This is a genomic window from Pseudonocardia sp., from assembly GCF_050246655.1.
In the GTDB taxonomy this organism is placed as follows: Bacteria; Actinomycetota; Actinomycetes; order Mycobacteriales; family Pseudonocardiaceae; genus Pseudonocardia.
The window spans coordinates 21,400-37,203 of record NZ_JBFWVQ010000024.1 but is presented as its reverse complement, the minus strand read 5'-3'; the positions used below and the strand labels follow the sequence as shown (position 1 = coordinate 37,203).

Below are 15,804 nucleotides of genomic sequence, written 5' to 3'. Positions count from 1 at the left end.
ACAATGGTCAGGGGTGGTAAGCGACCAGCGAGATCTACTCCACTGTGTGATCACGAAGGCTCGAATAGTGCCCGACGAGCAGGTATAGAAAGGTCGCGCGCGCCTGAAACCATCTTCGAGATTGATGTCGGCAGCGTGAACGCGCTTGATCGAATCTGCGAGTCGTTTTTTTTTCGGCTTCCGCGCCCGCGGCGATGAGGTTGCCGTGGCATCGAACCTGTAGGTCTAGCGGCTCTCCGATCTTGACGGGCAGAGTCAGCTCGGCGCGCCTGAACGAGGGCTGCCCGTGGCTGCTTGATCCTCGCTGTGTATTGGAGCAGCGAGAGGAGCGCCACGGGCAGTGGACGACCGTAGAGGACGCGGCGCGTCTGTTGGGACTGGCCGGGCCGGCGGTGGAGCGTGTCGCGCTCACACCGCTGGGGATCCGGGTCGTGAAGCTGGTCACCGCGGATCCGGACGCCGTGCGGTGACCGGACTCCAGGGGGTGTCTCTCTGGGGTTGTCAAGCGGCGACGTGGCGATGTCGGGCCTGTCGGATGTGGGTCTTGTCTGGGGTGCGGTCGCGGAGCATGGCGTAGATGACATCGACGCGGCGGCGGGCCTGGCACATCAGGGCGCCGTTGTGCCGTTTGCCTTGGGCGCGTTGGCGGTCGTAGTAGGCGCGGCTTGTCGGGTCAGCGAGACTGGCGAAGGCCGACAAGAACAGCGCGGACTCGAGGGCGTGGTTGCCGCGCTGGGAGCGGGTCGCGTCCTTGATCGAGATTCCGGATCGGCCTGTCACCGGGGCCAGGCCGGCGTCGTCGGCGAGGTCGCCGGCGGTGGGAGACGCGGCGGCGTCACTCACGATCGTGAGGATCTTGAGGGCGGTCCTGAACCCGAGGATCATCGCGATCGGTACATTCCGCTCACTGGTGAGCGGAATGCACCGCTCCTGGTGATCATGGGGCCGGTGGGCCCCGCGCACGAGGAGGTCAAGAGGGTGGGCGCGGCAGGGTTCGAACCTGCGACCGCTCGGATGTAAGAGAAGTCGTCCACACCCAACAAGCCCTCTACCGGCAACTATGGTCTCGGCACCGACATCCTCGGCATCATCAGCCCACCGGATCGCATCGGTTTCGCACCACGTTTGATCCCATGCTGAGCGTCCATAGTAGAGCGTGGCGCTATTCGGTGGCCTTCGGATGACTCGGGCTGGCTGCGACGAGCCATACGATCTGACGCTGCTCGTCGGGGCAGTACCAGATGCGGCCGCCGGCCGTGACCTCGTACTGCCACTGGTCGAGAGTCCGCCCGCCGACCTCGCGGGTGGCGAGCTGGCCGCGCAGTCGGTGCTGCCGTGCTGGGTTCTCCGGCCTGGTTGGTCGCTCGGTGAGCAGGATCCACGCCTCCCAGGTGTTGCCGCGCGCGACGCGGCAGAGCTCCTCCCAGCCCTTCGCGGCCTCGGACGTGGCGAACCGTGCTTCCCAGCCGCCGGGTCGGGCTGGTGGCGCGACCCGGTCGCCTCGTTTGGCCGGCACCGCTCATGTTCCTTCGGGCGCGGGCACCGGCCCGAGGTCGTCGTCGAGCGGGCGGGTCAGCTCCTCGACAAGTGCCGGATCGGCGTACACCGTGGCGGTCGCCCGCCACTCGACGATCACCTGGGCGAGGACGGACCAGCGGCCCAGTTCGGCCGAGGCCGCGACGGCACGGACGAAGTCGTTCGCGAACTGACGCCGGTCCGCCTCGGGCAGCACGTCGAGCCAGGGAAACTCCTCGGTGAGCGCGCCGACTGCCTCGTCGGGTGGAAGATGGGCAAGCACGTTGCGCAGCGCCCGAGCGGCACTCAATGCGCCGGTGGCGGCGGCCTCGGCGCTGTCTTCGCGGACGAGCAGCAGCGGTACGCCGTCCCGGCGCCGCACGCGCACGTCGCCTCGGTCGGCGAGCGCGGCTACCCCCTTGGGGTCGCGCTGCAGTTCGCTCCACTGCACCTCGGTCGTCATGTCCCTATTCTGAACTTCTTCAGAAGTCAGGGCAAGGTCGTTCGTGTCGCATCTGGTGTCATGGAGCACTGCCACGATCTGGCCGAGACGCGAAACTGCTGGTCAGGTCGCTGGGCGCGGCAGGGTTCGAACCTGCGACCGCTCGGGTGTAAGAGGAGTCGTCCACACCCAGCAAGGTCTCTACCAGCGACTATGGCCGCGCTGCGGCCCTCACTGGCAACATCGCCACCACCGTTCGGCGTCGCTTCGCACCACGCTTGATCTCACGAAATCTGTCCTCATAGGACGCTCACCCGGGCGGGTGCATCCCGAAAGGTGTCAGGCGCGAAGGGCACGGTGGCCCGACGGTCGGTCGCGCGGGCTCGTCGGTTGGCACGGCAGACTGTCCGGATGCCTGCTGCGTTGCGCCTCGCCTGTGGGCTGGTGGTGCTGGTGGTCGTGGTGGTCGCGCTGGTGTGGGCGTTCCAGCGACGCCTCGTCTACTTCCCTCGGGGCCGCCGGCAGTGCCTCCGGAGCTGGCCCTCACGGCCGGATCCGCCGTGGACATACGCACTGAGGACGGCCTCGACCTCATTGCGTGGTACGCCCCCGCAACAGCGCCGGCGACGGGCGCCACAGTTCTGGTCCTTCCGGGCAATGCGGGCTCCCGCGAAGCCCGGGTCCCGCTCGCGCGTGCCCTGACGGCCCAGGGCCTCCACGTGCTCCTGCTCGACTATCGGGGCTACGGCGGCAACCCGGGGTCGCCCACCGAGGAGGGCCTGGCGGCCGACGCACGCGCGGCGCACCAATATCTCGTGGGTGAACGCGGCGTCGACCCGGGACGGCTCGTGCTCCTCGGCGAGAGCATGGGGGCGGGCGCTGCGGTTCGGCTCGCGATGGAGCGGCCAGTCGGCGGGGTGGTGCTGCGCAGCCCGTTCATCTCGCTCGCCGCCGTCGCGGCCGAGCACTACCCGGTCTTGCCGGTCGGGCTGCTGTTGCGGGATCGCTTCCCGGTGGCGGAGAGCATCCGGTCCGTGACCGCGCCCGTCGTCGTGGTCGCCGGTGGAGCCGACGAGATCGTGCCGCCCGAACAGAGCCGCATGGTCGCGGTCCGGGCGGGCGCACCGTACGTCGAAGTCCCCGGTGCGCGGCATAACGACGCCGAGCTGAGTTCCGGACCGTCTGTCGTCGACGCCGTCGTGCAGGTCGCCGCGGCGTCCCGCCAACGCTGAGGCATGCCATTCCGCTCACTGTTGAGCGCCCCGCACCGCTCCTGGTGATCATGGGGCCGGTGGGCCCCGCGCACGAGGAGGTCAAGACAGTGGGCGCGGCAGGGTTCGAACCTGCGACCGCTCGGGTGTAAGAGTAGTCGTCCACACCCAACAAGGCCTCTACCTGCAACTATGCTCCGGGAACCGGCCACATCGGCCGCTGTGACCCCACCAACTCACACCAGTTCGCACCACGTTTGATTCCACGCGGCGAGTCCTCTATGGAACTGCCGTCGTCACCCGGCTGCTGTGCAGCGGGCCGGTCGGGTCGGTCAGGCGACGTCGAGCCAGGCGCGCAGTGCTTGGCGGATGACGTCGCTGGCGCTGGTGTGTTCGGCGTCGGCCCGCGCGGTGAGTGCTGCGCGTAGTTCGGGATCGAGTCGTACCGGGACGACGTCGGCAGGCCCGGACCCGAGTGGCCGTCGCCCGCCCCGTCGGCGGACGGTGGCGACGTCGTAGCCGGCTTCGGCCTCGTCCGCCAGTTGCTGCACCAGCTCGTCGGTCACCGGGACACCACCCGAGGTGGGTCGGCCTTTCTCGTCTGTGCTCATGGTGGGTTCATCCGTTGTCACGGGAGGAGGTCTCGGTACTTCGGTCTCATTCGCATCGCGTGGATGACGAGTTCGCCGCCGTCGTCGAGCAGCAACACCACGGTCTCCAGCAGGTTGCCCGCCCGATCCGGGCCCAGTCGTAGCTCGCGACGTGGGCCGTCCTGGTCCTCGTCCTCCAGCGGGTAGGTGACCAGGAACCTGCCCGCGGCGTGGACTGCGTCCTCGTCGGCGACGCCGTGCTTGCGCGCCGACCGGTGCACCTCCACACGACCAATCGTAATACGAAACCCGGTCAGGAGAAACGCCCATCCACGACCTGGCTACTCGCGACCGGCCGTAGTTGTTGCTGTCGATCGAAGAGAACCTGAGTGAGCGGCGCAGGTCCAGATGGGTGACCACTCGGCTCGGCCATGGTGCGAAACGCTGATGTCATGGTGGCTGCAGCCGATGCCGAGGACCGAGCGTGTGACGCGTTCCTGCTGGTCAAAGCGTGGGCGCGGCAGGGTTCGAACCTGCGACCGCTCGGGTGTAAGCCGAGTGCTCTCCCGCTGAGCTACGCGCCCCCTGCCGCCGGGACCGCCGCAGCGGTCCCGGCGGAGTGGCTACAACGCCGCCAGGGCCTTGCGCCAGGCGTCCTGGTCCCGGGCCTGGCCCGGCGCGTTCACCTCGGCGAACCGGACGATCCCCGCCTCGTCGACGAGGAACGTGCCGCGCACGGCCATGCCGGCCTTGTCGTTGAACACGCCGTAGGCCTGGGCGACCTCGCCGTGCGGCCAGAAGTCGGCCAGCAGCGGGAACTCGTAGCCTTCGGCCTGCGACCAGGCTTTGAGCGCGAACACGTGGTCCACCGAGACCGCGAGGATCTGCACGTCGTCGTTCTGGAAGGTGCCGAGATCGTCGCGGATCGCGCAGAGCTCGCCGGTGCAGATGCCGGAGAACGCGAACGGGTAGAACACCACGAGCGCGGCGCGGTCGCCGCGGAACGACGAGAGCGTCACCTCCTGGTTGTTCTGGTCCTTCAGCGTGAAGTCGGGGGCTTCGGTTCCCACCTCGGGGGGCATCGGCTTCTCCTTGCAGCAGGCAGTGACCCGAGCCTAGTGTCCTGCCCGTCCGGCGACGAACCAGAGCGTGGGCCGGCCCCCGCGCTGCCTACCGGCGCGACTTCGCCGCCTTGGGCGCCACGAGCCGCGCCCCGGCCCAGCCGTCCCCGACGCTGACGTTCGACGTCTGCGCCAGGCCCGCGGTGGGTGCGGCCTCGGCGATCTCGGAGGGCTCCACGTGGCCGCGCCGGCCGGTCTTGGGGGTGAGCACCCAGATGACGCCGTTGTCGGCCAGCGGGCCGATGGCGTTGATCAGGGCGTCGACGAGATCACCGTCCCCGTCGCGCCACCACAGCAGCACGACGTCCACGACCTCCTGGGCGTCCTCGTCGAGGAGCTCGTCGCCGCAGCGTTCCTCGACGGCGTCACGGACCGCCTCGTCGACGTCGGAGTCCCAATTCAGTTCCTGGACGACCATCCCCGGCTCGACACCGAGCTTGCCCGCGATGTCGGACGTCCGCCCGCCATCCCCCGCGGCGACCACGCGTACACCCCGTTCCCTTCACAACCGCACCGTCATGAGGGCACGACGGTCCTCGCGCGCGTCGCGCGATGCGGCATCCGAACACGAGCACTGACCTGTGCGCAACACATCGTGGTGGTTCGATACGTGGAAGGGGCACGATAAGGGCATGACCCCCCAGAACGAGACGAGGGACTCGACGCGCGGCCCACAGGCCAACCGCGTCCATGTCATCCGCGACGGCCTCGCGGCGCATCTCCCGGACATCGATCCCGAGGAGACCGCCGAGTGGCTGGACTCCTTCGACGCCGTCCTCGACGCGGCGGGTCAGCAACGTGCGCGGTACGTGATGCTGCGGCTGCTCCAGCGGGCCCGCGAGCGCCACGTCGGGGTGCCGTCACTGACGAGCACCGACTACGTCAACACGATCCCCACCGACCGCGAGCCCTGGTTCCCCGGTGACGAGGAGGCGGAACGGGCCTACCGCCGCTGGATCCGCTGGAACGCCGCGATGACGGTGCACCGCGCGCAGCGGCCGGGCATCGGGGTCGGCGGGCACATCTCGTCGTACGCGTCGAGCGCCACGCTCTACGAGGTCGGCTTCAACCACTTCTTCCGCGGCAAGGACCACTCCGGTGGCGGCGACCAGGTCTACATCCAGGGCCACGCCAGCCCCGGCATCTACGCGCGGGCCTACCTGGAGGGGCGCCTGTCGGCGGACCGCCTGGACGGGTTCCGCCAGGAGCTCTCGCACGGCGGCCCGGGCCACGGCCTGCCGAGCTACCCGCACCCGCGCCTGATGTCGGACTTCTGGGAGTTCCCGACGGTCTCGATGGGGCTGGGCCCCATGAACGCGATCATGCAGGCGCGGTTCAACCGCTACCTGCGCGACCGCGGCTTCAAGGACACGAACGACCAGCACGTGTGGGCGTTCCTCGGCGACGGCGAGATGGACGAGCCGGAGTCGCGCGGCCTCATCCAGATCGCGGCGACGGAGCACCTGGACAACCTGACGTTCGTCGTCAACTGCAACCTGCAGCGCCTCGACGGCCCGGTGCGCGGCAACGGCAAGATCATCCAGGAGCTGGAGGCGTTCTTCCGGGGTGCGGGCTGGAACGTCATCAAGGTGATCTGGGGCCGGGAGTGGGACGCGCTGCTGCACGCGGACCGCGACGGGGCGCTCGTCAACCTCATGAACGTCACGCCCGACGGCGACTACCAGACGTACAAGGCCAACGACGGCGCGTTCGTCCGCGAGCACTTCTTCGGCCGCGACCCGCGCACCAAGTCGCTGGTGGAGCCGATGTCGGACGCCGACATCTGGAACCTCAAGCGCGGCGGGCACGACTACCGCAAGGTCTACGCCGCCTACTCCGCGGCGCTGGAGCACGTCGGCCAGCCGACCGTCATCCTGGCCAAGACCATCAAGGGTTACGGGCTGGGCGGGCACTTCGCCGGCCGCAACGCCACCCACCAGATGAAGAAGCTCTCCCTCGCGGACCTCAAGGAGTTCCGCGACTCCCAGCGCATCCCGATCTCGGACGCTGAGCTGGAGCGCGACCCGTACCTGCCGCCGTACTTCCACCCCGGCATGGACGCCCCGGAGATCCAGTACCTGCTGGAACGCCGCCGTGCCCTCGGCGGGCCGGTCCCGCAGCGCCGCGTGCGGTCCAAGCCGCTGATGCTGCCCGGCGACAAGGCCTACGACGCGATCCGCAAGGGCTCGGGCAAGCAGGAGGTCGCCACGACGATGGCGTTCGTCCGGCTGCTGCGGGAGATGGTGCGGGACAAGGAGTCCGGCGGTCGGTTCGTCCCGATCATCCCGGACGAGGCGCGCACGTTCGGGATCGACTCGATGTTCCCGAAGGAGCAGATCTACAACCCCAACGGCCAGCAGTACACGTCGGTGGACGCGTCGCTGCTGCTCGCCTACAAGGAGTCCGAGCAGGGCCAGATCCTGCACGAGGGCATCAACGAGGCGGGCTCCATGGGCTCGTTCACGGCGGTGGGCACGTCCTACGCCACGCACGGCGAGCCGATGATCCCGATCTACGTCTTCTACTCGATGTTCGGGTTCCAGCGCACCGGCGACTCGATGTGGGCGGCGGCGGACCAGCTCGCCCGCGGCTTCCTCGTCGGCGCCACCGCGGGGCGCACCACGCTCACCGGTGAAGGACTGCAGCACAACGACGGCCACTCGCTGCTGCTCGCGGCCACCAACCCGGCGGTCGTGTCCTACGACCCGGCCTTCGCCTACGAGATCGCGCACATCGTGCACCGCGGCCTGGACCGCATGTACGGCGCCTCGGCCGAGACCGGCGAGCTCGGCGGCGAGAACGTCATCTACTACCTGACCGTCTACAACGAGCCGTACCCGCAGCCCGCCGAGCCCGAGGACCTCGACGTCGACGGGCTCCTGCGCGGGCTGTACAGGTACGCCGCCTCTCCCTCGGCGGAGGGGCCGCAGGTGCGGCTGCTCGCGTCCGGCGTGGCGGTGCCGTGGGCGCTGAAGGCCCGCGACATGCTCGCCGAGCGCTGGGGTGTGGGCGCCGAGGTCTGGTCGGTGACCTCGTGGGGCGAGCTGCGCCGCGACGGCGTCGACTGCGAGCAGCACAACCTCATCCACCCGGCCGAGGACCCGCGCACGCCGTACCTCACCCAGGCGCTGGGCGGATCGGACGCTCCGGTGGTGGCGGTGTCGGACTGGATGCGGGCCATCCCCGACCTCGTCCGCCAGTGGGTGCCCGCCCCGTTCACCTCGCTCGGCACGGACGGGTTCGGCCTCTCCGACACGCGCCCGGCGGCCCGGCGCCACTTCGGCGTGGACGCCGAGTCGATCACCGTGGCGGCGCTCGGGGCCCTCGCGGCCCGCGGCGAGGTCGAGCGCAAGGCGATGCTGGAGGCGGCCGAGGAGTACAAGATCGACGACCCGCGGGCGGCAGGCCCGCAGACGTCGGACCCCGGCGTGGCCTAGGAGGTCCCGGACGGTGCCCGGTGGCGACGGCCGCCGGGCACCGCGGCCGGTTCAGACGGCGCCCGGGTAGGTGCCCATCGTCCAGAGGTTGCCGTCGGCGTCGCGGACGCCGAACTGGTGCGAGCCGTAGTCGGTGTCCTCCGGCGGCGTGGTCACCGTGACGCCCGGGAGCACGCGCACGCGCTCGTAGGCGGCGTCGACGGTGGCGGCCTCCGCGGCGACGACGTAGGCGCCCTGCGGGCCCAGCGCGCCCCACTCGGAATGGTCGCCGCGGGAGCCGAACATGACCCCGCCACCGTCGGGCCAGCGCGCCTCCGCGTGGACGACGCGACCCCCGTCGCGCACCAGGATCGTCACGACGAAGCCGAACCCTTCGGTGAGCAGGCGGACGCCCGCGTCGAGGTCGGTGAAGCCGATCGTCGGCCACACGGTGGGGGCGGGTGGGGCGTCGAAGGGGGAACGGCGGGTCTCGACCGCCTCGGTCGTGGAGTCGTTCATGACCCCAGGGTGCCCACCGGGACGTCCCGCCGTCGTGGACGAATGGGAACGCCGACCGAGAACTCGCAGGTGAAGACTCTCGGCACGGGGCGCCCAGCACGGTACGCTCCGCGCGATGCCAGGGGCGGAGTGCAGCCCCGGCACCCGGTACGAGGAGAGCAAGAAGATGGCAGAAGGCACCGTCAAGTGGTTCAACAGCGAGAAGGGCTACGGTTTCCTCGCTCCTGACGGTGGTGGCGCGGACGTGTTCGTGCACTACTCCGCGATCCAGGTCAACGGGTACAAGAGCCTCGACGAGGGTCAGCGCGTGTCGTTCGACATCGAGCAGGGGCAGAAGGGCCCGCAGGCCAGCAAGGTCACCCCGATCGGCTGACGACCGCCGCCATACAGGCCTGACGGCCGCCGCCTCTCGGCGTACGGTCGACGGTGCTTCCATGCCCGCGACGGTCTCCCCGGCCACGCGGCGGCGGCTCCAGCTGGCCGCGGGGCGCCTCGCCACCGCGTGCCTCGCCGCGATGGAGGAGCGCCAACCCTGGTTCGCCCACCTCGGGGCGGACCAGCGCGCGGCCGTGCTCGCGGTGACCCAGACCGGGGTCTCCGACCTCGTGTCGTCCTTGATGGAGCCGGGCGCGACGGTACGGCTCACGGTCGATGCCTTCCGCACCGCCCCACGCGACCTGGCGCGGCGGTTGTCGCTGCGCCAGACCGTCGAGCTCGTGCGGATCGCGATCGACGTCTTCGAGGAGCAGCTGCCCCCGCTGGCGGCCGACGAGGCGGAGCGCAGGCTCCTCGTCGACGTCGTGCTGCGGTTCGGCCGGGAGGTCGCCTTCGCGGCCGCGACGGCGTACGCGGCCGCCGCGGAGGCCCGCGGCGCCTGGGACGCCCGCCTGGAGGCGCTGATCGTGGATGCGGTCGTGCGCGGCCCCGGTACCGAGGACCGCGCCGACGACCAGGGGCTCGTGTCGCGGGCGGCGGCGCTGGGCTGGGACCCGGCGGCGCCCGTGCGCGTCGTCGTGGGAACCCCTGCCGCCGAGCGGCCGGACCGGCTGCTCGCCGAGCTTCGCCACCACGGGTCCCGGGCGGGCCGTCCCGTGCTCGTGGGAGTGCAGGGCGCCCGGTTGGTGGTGCTGGTGGCCGACCCCGCGCGCGGGGACCGCATCGGCAGACTCGTCGACGGGTTCGGGCCGGGCCCGATCGTCGTCGGCCCGGTCGCGCCGGACCTCGCGTCGGCGCACGCCAGCGCCCGCGAGGCCCTCGCCGGCCTGCGCGCCGCACCCGGGTGGCCCGGCGCGCCGCGTCCGGTGCAGGCGGACGACCTGCTCCCCGAACGCGCACTCGTCGGGGACGCGGCCGCTCACCGCACGCTCGTCCGCACCGTGGTGGAGCCGCTGGAGGCCGCGGGCGGCGAGCTGCTGCACACGCTGGAGACCTACCTGGAGGGCGGCGGGGCGCTGGAGGCGTGCGCACGGGCCCTGTTCGTCCACCCGAACACGGTCCGGTACCGGCTGCGCCGCGTGGCCGAGCTCACCGGGCGCGTCGCGACCGATCCGCGCGACGCCCTGGTGCTGCGGACGGCGGTGGTCGCGGGCCGGTTGCGTGACCACCGGGGGCGGAGCTGACCGGTCGCGTCCGGCGCACTCGCCGACCCGGCACGGTCCCCGTCTCCCGGGGACCGCGGCGTTCGGGACGTGTGCAAGCTCACCGCGGCGGCGACGGCGGTGGCGGGTGGCCCGGCCGGTGCGGTGACCATCTGTCTGCCACGCGCTTTAAGCTGCGGAAACCCTACAACGCTCGATCGTGTGACCTGGGCAGTTGACGCGTCGGTAGCGTCACGTTTGGAGGTTTCCTCCAAATCGGGACGGCAGAGTTCGTGCGTGGCGCAGTTCCGTCACCCGCGGTCAGCGTGTTGTGTGTTCGTCGTGATCGCACTGCTCGCTCCCGGACAGGGGTCGCAGACCCCCGGCATGCTCACCCCGTGGCTCGACGCCCCCGGGGCCGCCGAGCTGCTCGACGGCTGGTCCGCGGCCATCGGGTTGGACCTGCGGCGGCTCGGCACCACCGCGGACGCCGACGAGATCAAGGACACCGCGGTCACCCAGCCCCTCGTCGTCGCCGCGGCGCTGCTCGCGGCCGCGCAGCTGGGCGACGCGATCCCGGCCTCCGCCCCGGTCGCAGGGCACTCCGTCGGCGAGCTCGCCGCCGCCGCTCTGGCCGGCGTGCTCAGCCCGCACGACGCCGTCGTCCTCGCGAGCGTCCGCGGCCGTGAGATGGCCGCGGCCTGCGCCCTGGAGCCGACGGGGATGAGCGCGGTGCTGGGCGGGAAGCCGGACGAGGTGCTCGCCCGCCTCGCCGAGCTGGGGCTCGAGCCCGCGAACCGCAACGGTGCGGGCCAGGTCGTCGCGGCCGGGCCGCTCGACGCGCTCGCCGAGCTGGAACGCACGCCACCGGAGCGCGCCCGCGTGAAGGCGCTGCCCGTCGCGGGGGCGTTCCACACCCGCTACATGGCCCCCGCCGAGAAGGCCCTGCAGGCCCACGCCGCCACCCTCACCCCGGCCGACCCGACCCACCCGCTGCTGTCCAACGCGGACGGCGGCGTGGTCACCGACGGCGCCGAGGCGCTGCGCCGGCTCGTCTCCCAGGTCACCCGGCCCGTCCGCTGGGACTCGTGCATGGCGACGCTGCGCGAGCTCGGGGTGGGCGCCGCGGTCGAGCTGCCGCCTGCGGGCGCACTCGTCGGCCTGGTGAAGCGCGATCTCAAGGGCACCGCGACGCTTGCGCTCCGGGGCCCCGACGACCTCGACGCCGCGGCGACGCTGGCGAAGGAACACACTGCCGGAGGTGCCTGAGTGACCACCCTGAACCTACGTCCGAGCACGCCGGGCGCCCGCGTGCTGGGTATGGGCAGCTGGCAGCCCTCGCGGATCGTGACGAACGACGAGCTCGCGCAGCGCGTCGACACCAACGACCAGTGGATCCGCGATCGCGTCGGCATCCAGAGCCGCCGCATCGCCGACGAGGGCACGCTGCTGGTCGACATGGCCGCCGAGGCGGGCTCGCTCGCGCTGAAGGACGCGGGCCTCGAGCCCACCGACATCGACACCGTGCTCGTCGCCACGTGCACGATGCCCGACCTGATCCCCAACGCCGCGGCCCAGACGGCCACCCGCATCGGCATCCCCGCGCCCGGCGCCTTCGACGTCAACACCGCCTGCGCGGGCTTCTGCTACGGGCTCGGCATCGCCTCGGACCTCATCCGGGCGGGCTCGGCGGGCCGCACCCTCGTCATCGGCGCCGAGAAGCTCTCGGACTGGCTGGACTGGGACGACCGCTCGACCTCCATCATCTTCGCCGACGGTGCGGGCGCGGTGGTCCTCGGACCGGCCCCGGATGAGGCGTCCGTCGGGATCGGCCCGGTCGCGTGGGGCAGCGCGGGCGACATGAAGGACGCCATCCGCATCAACCACGCCACCCACGGCATCGTCCAGGAGGGCCAGACGGTCTTCCGCTGGGCCACCACCCAGATCGCCCCGGTGGCGTTGCGCGCGGTCGAGCTCGCCGGGCTCACCCTCGCCGACATCGACGTGTTCATCCCGCACCAGGCCAACCTGCGCATCGTCGAGGCGGTCACCAAGCGGCTGCGCAAGGCAGGCGCGCGCGAGGACCTGCGGGTGGCCGACGACATCGTCCACTCCGGCAACACGTCGTCGGCCTCCATCCCCCTTGCGCTGGACCACATGCGCGCCGAGGGACGGGTGCGTTCCGGTGACGTCGCGCTGCTCGTAGGCTTCGGCGCCGGCCTGTCCTTCGCGGGCCAGGTCGTCGTGATCCCCTGAGTCACCCCGGTTTCCGAGAAGGTTTCCCGAGAAGAAGGAGAACACCGTGGCAAGCAACGCCGACATCCAGAGCGGCCTCGCCGAGATCGTCGAGGAGGTCGCCGGAATCGACGCCGCCGAGGTGACCCCCGACAAGTCCTTCGTGGACGACCTCGACATCGACTCGCTGTCCATGGTCGAGATCGCCGTGCAGGCGGAGGACAAGTTCGGCGTGAAGATCCCCGACGAGCAGCTCGCCGAGCTGAAGACCGTCGGCGACGCCGTGAACTACATCGCCACCAACCAGTGAAGCGCCCTCCGGCCTTCTAGGGTCGGATGCATGCCGCCCCTACACCGTCCCCTCACGCCCGTCAGGAGCGAACCATGAGCGCAGGAGACGTCGTCGTCACCGGGTTGGGCGCCACGACGCCGATCGGTGGCGACGTCGCCTCGACCTGGGACGGGCTGCTGTCCGGCCGGTCGGGCGTGTCCCGCATCGAGGCCGACTGGGTCGAGAAGTACGAGCTGCCGGTCAAGATCGCAGCGCAGCTCGCCGTCGAGCCGACCGAGGTCATCAAGCGCGTCGAAGCACGCCGGATGGACCGGTGCGAGCAGGTCGCGATCGTCGCGGCCCGCGAGGCCTGGGCCCACTCCGGTCTCGGCCTCGGCGAGGACCGCCAGGTCGACCCGTTGCGCCTCGCGGTCATCGTCGGCACCGGCATCGGCGGGGCGCTCACCCTCCTGCAGCAGGACGACCTGCTGGAGACCGAGGGCCTGCGCAAGGTCTCGCCGCTGACCATCCCGATGCTCATGCCCAACGGTCCGGCCGCGTACGTCGGGTTGGAGTTCGGGGCGGCCGCGGGCGTCCACGCGCCCGTCTCGGCGTGCGCGTCGGGCTCCGAGGCGCTCGCCTGGGCGTGGCGGATGCTGAAGGCGAACGAGGTGGACGTGGTGCTGGCCGGTGGCGCCGAGGCGTGTATCACCAGCATCCCGCTCGCCGGGTTCTCCCAGATGCGCGCCATGAGCACGCGCAACGACGAGCCGGAGAAGGCCTCGCGGCCCTTCGACGTCGGCCGCGACGGGTTCGTGCTCGGCGAGGGCGCCGGGATGATGGTGCTCGAACGCGAGGAGTTCGCCATCGCCCGCGGGGCCACGGTCCACGGCAGGCTCGCCGGGATCGGCACGTCCGCCGACGCGCACCACATCACGGCACCGCACCCGGAAGGCAGCGGCGCCTCGCGGGCGATCGCCGCGGCCCTGCGCACCGCGGGGGTGGACCGGTCCGACGTCGGGCACGTCAACTGCCACGCCACGTCGACGCCGGTCGGGGACGTGGCCGAGGCGGCGGCGATCCGCGCGTCCATCGGCGACCACCCGGTGCTCACCGCGCCGAAATCGGCGATGGGGCACCTGCTCGGCGCCGCGGGCGCGGTGGAGGGCATCGCCACCCTGCTCGCGATCCGGGACGGCGTGATCCCGCCGACGTGCAACCTCGACGAGCTCGACCCGGCCGTCCAGCTCGACGTCGCGGCGGGCGAGGCGCGCAAGGTCGACCTGTCCGTCGCGGTGAACGACTCGTTCGGCTTCGGCGGGCACAACGTGGCGCTGGTGTTCACCGCCGTCTGAGCACCGTGTCCCGTTCGATGTCCCGTTCGATGTCCCGTTCGATCAGGTGGCGGGCCGGGCCCGCGGCGGACCACGGCTCATGGAGCGGCTGACGAGCGAGCTCGTCGTCCTCGGCGCGGGCCCGGCCGGGCTCGCCGCCGCGTGGCGGGCCGCCCGGGCGGGCCGCTCGGTCGTCGTGCTGGAACGCGGGCCCGTCGCGGGCGGGATGGCGGCGAGCATGGACGTCGCAGGCGTGCGGGTCGACCACGGCAGCCACCGGCTGCACCCGGCGACGTCTCCCGAGGTGCTCGCGGACCTGCGCGGGCTGCTCGGTGAGGACCTCCAGCTCCGCCCGCGCCACGGGCGGCTGCGGATCGGGTCGTCCTGGGTCGGGTTCCCGCTGCAGCCCGCGCAGCTCGCCGCGTCGCTGCCGCGGGGCCTGGTGGGGCGGATCGCCGCCGAGGCCGTCCTCGCCCCGCTGCGCCGGCGGTCGACGCCGCCCGCCAGCTACGCCGACGCGCTGCGCCGCAGCCTCGGCCCCGGGCTCTACGGCGCGGTGTACGGGCCGTTCGCGGAGAAGCTGTGGGGCCTGCCGGGGGAGGAGATCGACGCCGAGCAGGCGCGGCGGCGGGTCACCGCGGACACCCCGTGGAAGATCGCCGCACGGGTGCTGCGCGGCGCGCGCGGCTCGGGGCAGGGGCGCGTGTTCCACTACCCGCGACGCGGGTTCGGGCAGCTCACCGAGGCCGTCGCCCAGGCAGCGACGGATGCGGGCGCGCGGATCGAGCTGCGCGCCGAGGCCGTCGACGTCGTCCCCGCCGCGGACCGGGTGCTGGTGCGCACCGCGGACGGCCGCGAGATCGACACGGCACACGTGTTCTCCACCGTCCCGCTGCCCGTGTTGGGCCGGCTCGTGCGGCCGGGGCCGCCTGCGGAGGTGCTCGCCGCGGCGTCGGGGCTGCGGTTCCGGGCGATGGTGCTGGTCTACCTCGTGCTGGACCGGCGCCCGTGGACGGAGTTCGACGCCCACTACGTGCCCGGCCCGGCGACGCCGGTCACGCGGGTGTCCGAACCCGCGAACTACCGGGTGAGCGCCGACGATCCCGCCGGTCGCACCGTGCTGTGCGCCGAGGTGCCGTGCGCCCCGGGTGACCGGGTGTGGTCGGCGGGGGATGCGGAACTGGGCGCACAGGTGGCCGACGACCTCGCCCGCCTCGGCCTGCCGCACCCCACCCCCGTCGCCGTCGTGACGCGGCGGCTGCCGCACGTCTACCCCGTCTACGACCTCGGGTACGCGGCACGGCTCGCCGGGCTCGACACGTGGGCGGCGAGTCTGCCGCGGGTGACGACGTTCGGGCGGCTGGGCCTGTTCGCCCACGACAACACCCACCACGCGGTCGCGATGGCCTACGACGCCGTGGACGCCCTGGGCCGCGACGGCGCCCTGGACCGGGCCGCGTGGGCGCGGGCGCGGGAGCGGTTCGCCGCGCACGTGGTGGAGGACTGAGCGGCCCCTCCGCCTCTGCGCCGTCTCCGCCCCCGTCCTCCGCCCCACTCCGTCCCGGGCGCGCGA

The 15,804-nt window shown here is 71.9% G+C and carries 16 protein-coding genes, 1 tRNA gene and 1 pseudogene; 9 read left to right on the top strand and 9 right to left on the bottom strand.

Translation table 11 applies throughout. From position 1 onward, the window contains the following. Positions 1-501: 501 nt before the first annotated feature. The 3 genes and pseudogenes from AB7J25_RS10955 to AB7J25_RS10945 all read right to left on the bottom strand — a co-directional run. Positions 502-879: pseudogene (locus tag AB7J25_RS10955) on the bottom strand (transposase); the annotation flags it as partial. A 283-nt stretch (positions 880-1,162) separates the two neighbouring features. Further along, positions 1,163-1,516: a hypothetical protein gene (locus AB7J25_RS10950; protein WP_428507785.1), complete on the bottom strand. Its 354-nt coding sequence runs from the start codon at positions 1,514-1,516 to the stop codon at positions 1,163-1,165. A 3-nt stretch (positions 1,517-1,519) separates the two neighbouring features. Then, complete coding sequence (locus AB7J25_RS10945) at positions 1,520-1,978, bottom strand: hypothetical protein (protein WP_428507783.1); 459 nt, start codon at positions 1,976-1,978, stop codon at positions 1,520-1,522. Positions 1,979-2,517: 539 nt separating this feature from the next. Between AB7J25_RS10945 and AB7J25_RS10940 the strand changes: the two genes are divergently transcribed. Continuing rightward, the gene (locus tag AB7J25_RS10940) at positions 2,518-3,189 is read left to right on the top strand and encodes an alpha/beta hydrolase (protein WP_428507781.1); all 672 of its coding nucleotides are present in this window, start codon (positions 2,518-2,520) and stop codon (positions 3,187-3,189) included. Between the two features lie 311 nt (positions 3,190-3,500). On the opposite strand, the gene AB7J25_RS10935 is transcribed toward AB7J25_RS10940, so the two are convergent. From AB7J25_RS10935 to AB7J25_RS10915, 5 genes are all read right to left on the bottom strand, one after another. Beyond that, positions 3,501-3,734, bottom strand: coding sequence for a ribbon-helix-helix protein, CopG family (locus AB7J25_RS10935; protein ID WP_428507779.1), 234 nt, complete (start codon positions 3,732-3,734; stop codon positions 3,501-3,503). 62 nt (positions 3,735-3,796) lie between these two features. After that, positions 3,797-4,045 (bottom strand): hypothetical protein, encoded by a 249-nt coding sequence (locus AB7J25_RS10930; protein ID WP_428507777.1) that lies wholly within the window; start codon positions 4,043-4,045, stop codon positions 3,797-3,799. A 225-nt stretch (positions 4,046-4,270) separates the two neighbouring features. Next, positions 4,271-4,342, bottom strand: a tRNA-Val gene (locus tag AB7J25_RS10925). 39 nt (positions 4,343-4,381) lie between these two features. Further along, a complete protein-coding gene (locus AB7J25_RS10920) occupies positions 4,382-4,840 on the bottom strand; it encodes a peroxiredoxin (protein WP_428507775.1) in 459 nt (152 codons plus the stop codon). An 88-nt stretch (positions 4,841-4,928) separates the two neighbouring features. Next, positions 4,929-5,363: a DUF3052 domain-containing protein gene (locus AB7J25_RS10915; RefSeq protein ID WP_428507773.1), complete on the bottom strand. Its 435-nt coding sequence runs from the start codon at positions 5,361-5,363 to the stop codon at positions 4,929-4,931. Between the two features lie 148 nt (positions 5,364-5,511). Between AB7J25_RS10915 and aceE the strand changes: the two genes are divergently transcribed. Further along, a complete protein-coding gene (gene aceE / locus AB7J25_RS10910; RefSeq protein WP_428507771.1) occupies positions 5,512-8,316 on the top strand; it encodes a pyruvate dehydrogenase (acetyl-transferring), homodimeric type in 2,805 nt (934 codons plus the stop codon). Positions 8,317-8,367: 51 nt separating this feature from the next. Here aceE and AB7J25_RS10905 read toward each other — a convergent pair whose 3' ends face one another. Beyond that, entirely contained in the window at positions 8,368-8,814 is a 447-nt protein-coding gene (locus AB7J25_RS10905; RefSeq protein ID WP_428507770.1) for a VOC family protein, read from the bottom strand. A 166-nt stretch (positions 8,815-8,980) separates the two neighbouring features. Between AB7J25_RS10905 and AB7J25_RS10900 the strand changes: the two genes are divergently transcribed. The 7 genes from AB7J25_RS10900 (at position 8,981) to AB7J25_RS10870 (ending at position 15,738) form a co-directional block, all read left to right on the top strand. After that, positions 8,981-9,187, top strand: a complete 207-nt coding sequence (locus tag AB7J25_RS10900) for a cold-shock protein (protein ID WP_428507835.1) — start codon at positions 8,981-8,983, stop codon at positions 9,185-9,187. A 61-nt stretch (positions 9,188-9,248) separates the two neighbouring features. Next, entirely contained in the window at positions 9,249-10,433 is a 1,185-nt protein-coding gene (locus AB7J25_RS10895; RefSeq protein WP_428507768.1) for a PucR family transcriptional regulator, read from the top strand. Between the two features lie 300 nt (positions 10,434-10,733). Then, the gene (locus tag AB7J25_RS10890; protein ID WP_428507833.1) at positions 10,734-11,660 is read left to right on the top strand and encodes an ACP S-malonyltransferase; all 927 of its coding nucleotides are present in this window, start codon (positions 10,734-10,736) and stop codon (positions 11,658-11,660) included. Beyond that, positions 11,661-12,647 carry a beta-ketoacyl-ACP synthase III gene (locus AB7J25_RS10885; RefSeq protein WP_428507766.1) on the top strand — a complete coding sequence of 329 codons (987 nt, stop codon included), beginning with the start codon at positions 11,661-11,663 and terminating at the stop codon, positions 12,645-12,647. Between the two features lie 46 nt (positions 12,648-12,693). Then, a complete protein-coding gene (locus tag AB7J25_RS10880) occupies positions 12,694-12,936 on the top strand; it encodes an acyl carrier protein (protein ID WP_428507764.1) in 243 nt (80 codons plus the stop codon). A gap of 74 nt (positions 12,937-13,010) precedes the next feature. Continuing rightward, entirely contained in the window at positions 13,011-14,252 is a 1,242-nt protein-coding gene (locus AB7J25_RS10875; protein ID WP_428507762.1) for a beta-ketoacyl-[acyl-carrier-protein] synthase family protein, read from the top strand. Positions 14,253-14,331: 79 nt separating this feature from the next. Further along, complete coding sequence (locus AB7J25_RS10870) at positions 14,332-15,738, top strand: protoporphyrinogen/coproporphyrinogen oxidase (protein ID WP_428507760.1); 1,407 nt, start codon at positions 14,332-14,334, stop codon at positions 15,736-15,738. Positions 15,739-15,804: the final 66 nt, after the last annotated feature.

What these genes read in the sequence shown, in the direction of transcription:
- AB7J25_RS10870 (WP_428507760.1), top strand. Translation starts at nt 14,332, where the DNA reads ATGGAGCGGCTGACGAGCGAGCTCGTCGTCCTCGGCGCGGGCCCGGCC.
- AB7J25_RS10895 (WP_428507768.1), top strand. Translation starts at nt 9,249, where the DNA reads ATGCCCGCGACGGTCTCCCCGGCCACGCGGCGGCGGCTCCAGCTGGCC.
- AB7J25_RS10900 (WP_428507835.1), top strand. Translation starts at nt 8,981, where the DNA reads ATGGCAGAAGGCACCGTCAAGTGGTTCAACAGCGAGAAGGGCTACGGT.
- aceE (WP_428507771.1), top strand. Translation starts at nt 5,512, where the DNA reads ATGACCCCCCAGAACGAGACGAGGGACTCGACGCGCGGCCCACAGGCC.
- AB7J25_RS10945 (WP_428507783.1), bottom strand. Translation starts at nt 1,978, where the DNA reads ATGACGACCGAGGTGCAGTGGAGCGAACTGCAGCGCGACCCCAAGGGG.
- AB7J25_RS10905 (WP_428507770.1), bottom strand. Translation starts at nt 8,814, where the DNA reads ATGAACGACTCCACGACCGAGGCGGTCGAGACCCGCCGTTCCCCCTTC.
- AB7J25_RS10920 (WP_428507775.1), bottom strand. Translation starts at nt 4,840, where the DNA reads ATGCCCCCCGAGGTGGGAACCGAAGCCCCCGACTTCACGCTGAAGGAC.
- AB7J25_RS10875 (WP_428507762.1), top strand. Translation starts at nt 13,011, where the DNA reads ATGAGCGCAGGAGACGTCGTCGTCACCGGGTTGGGCGCCACGACGCCG.